The 1682-nt window shown below is 71.5% G+C and carries 3 protein-coding genes; all 3 read left to right on the top strand.

The genetic code is table 11. The features are described 5' to 3' along the window. Positions 1–110: transglycosylase family protein (locus BN971_RS24300; RefSeq protein ID WP_139027173.1), on the top strand; the 110-nt coding region annotated here is incomplete at its 5' end. After that, the gene (gene rsmA / locus BN971_RS24295) at positions 74–1009 is read left to right on the top strand and encodes a 16S rRNA (adenine(1518)-N(6)/adenine(1519)-N(6))-dimethyltransferase RsmA (RefSeq protein WP_085181412.1); all 936 of its coding nucleotides are present in this window, start codon (positions 74–76) and stop codon (positions 1007–1009) included. The genes BN971_RS24300 and rsmA, both read left to right, overlap by 37 nt. A gap of 29 nt (positions 1010–1038) precedes the next feature. After that, positions 1039–1682 (top strand): 4-(cytidine 5'-diphospho)-2-C-methyl-D-erythritol kinase (locus tag BN971_RS24290; protein WP_428978081.1); only part of this gene is annotated, 644 nt, incomplete at its 3' end.

Below are 1682 nucleotides of genomic sequence, written 5' to 3'. Positions count from 1 at the left end.
GCGCCGACCTCGCCACCCGCGAAGAGCAGATCGCCGTCGCCGAGGTGACCCGTGGGCGCCAGGGCTGGGGCGCGTGGCCGGTGTGCAGCGGAAGGGCCGGGGCCAGCTGACCGTCCGGCTGCTCGGTCGCACCGAGATCAGGCGGCTGGCCCAGGAGCTCGAGTTTCGGCCCCGCAAATCGCTGGGGCAAAACTTCGTCCACGATGCCAACACGGTGCGGCGGGTGGTTTCGACGGCCGGTGTGGGCCGGTCGGACCACGTGCTGGAGGTGGGGCCCGGGCTTGGCTCGCTGACACTGGCGCTGCTCGATCGCGGCGCCTTCGTCACCGCCGTCGAAATCGACCCGGTGCTGGCCGGGCGGCTGCCCCAGACCGTCGCCGAGCATTCACACAGCGAGAGCCAGCGGCTGACCGTGCTCAACCGCGACGTGCTGACCCTTCGGCGCGACGACGTCGCCACCGAACCCAACGCCCCGACAGCTGTAGTCGCCAACCTGCCGTACAACGTCGCGGTCCCCGCGCTGCTGCACCTGCTGGCCGAATTCCCGTCGCTGCGGGTGCTCACGGTGATGGTGCAGGCGGAGGTCGCCGAGCGGCTCGCCGCGGAGCCCGGCGGTAAGGAGTACGGGGTGCCCAGCGTCAAGGCGCGCTTCTTCGGGCGCGTCCGCCGCTGCGGCACGGTGTCGCCGACGGTCTTCTGGCCGATCCCCCGCGTCTATTCCGGGCTGGTCCGCATCGATCGGTACGAGGCCTCGCCCTGGCCGACCGACGAGGCCTTCCGCGCGCAGGTGTTCGCGTTGGTGGACATCGCGTTCGCGCAGCGGCGCAAGACGTCGCGCAACGCGTTCGCCGAATGGGCCGGCTCGGGCAGCGAGTCGGCGAACCGCTTGTTGGCCGCGAGCATCGACCCGGCCCGTCGCGGGGAGACGCTGTCCATCGAGGACTTCGTGCGCCTGCTGCGCCGTTCCGCCAATCCGGGCGGCGGTGTGGTTGCCCCGTGCCAGCGATAGTCTGCTGCCGTGGCTGACAATGACTGAACATGACTGACGGCAGTACCGCCGCCCAGTGGGTGCCGACGGGTTCCGTCACTGTCCGGGTGCCCGGCAAGGTGAACCTGTATCTGTCCGTCGGCGATCGCCGCGAGGACGGTTACCACGAGCTGACGACGGTGTTCCAGGCCGTCTCGCTGCTGGACGAGGTGACGGTCCGCAACGCCGACGTGCTGTCGCTCGAGCTGGTCGGCGAGGGCGCCGACAAGCTGCCCACCGACGAACGCAACCTGGCCTGGCGGGCGGCCGAGCTGATGGCCGAGCATGTCGGCCGGGCGCCCGACGTCTCGATCCTCATCGACAAGTCCATTCCGGTGGCCGGCGGCATGGCCGGCGGCAGCGCCGACGCGGCGGCCGTGCTGGTGGCGATGAACTCGCTGTGGGAGCTGGGCGTGCCGCGGCGCGATTTGCGCATGCTGGCCGCACGGCTGGGCAGCGACGTGCCGTTCGCGCTGCACGGCGGCACGGCGTTGGGCACCGGGCGCGGCGAGGAACTCGCGACGGTGCTGTCGCGCAACACCTTTCATTGGGTGCTCGCGTTCGCCGACGGCGAGTTGCACACGCCCAAGGTCTTCACCGAGCTGGACCGGCTCCGCGAGGCGGGCGATCCGGCCCGCCTCGCCGGGCCCGGGCC

The sequence above is a fragment of the Mycobacterium bohemicum DSM 44277 genome, assembly GCF_001053185.1.
In the GTDB taxonomy this organism is placed as follows: domain Bacteria; phylum Actinomycetota; class Actinomycetes; order Mycobacteriales; family Mycobacteriaceae; genus Mycobacterium; species Mycobacterium bohemicum.
The sequence above is the reverse complement of the archived record's forward strand: the minus strand, read 5'-3'. Positions and strand labels throughout refer to the sequence as shown.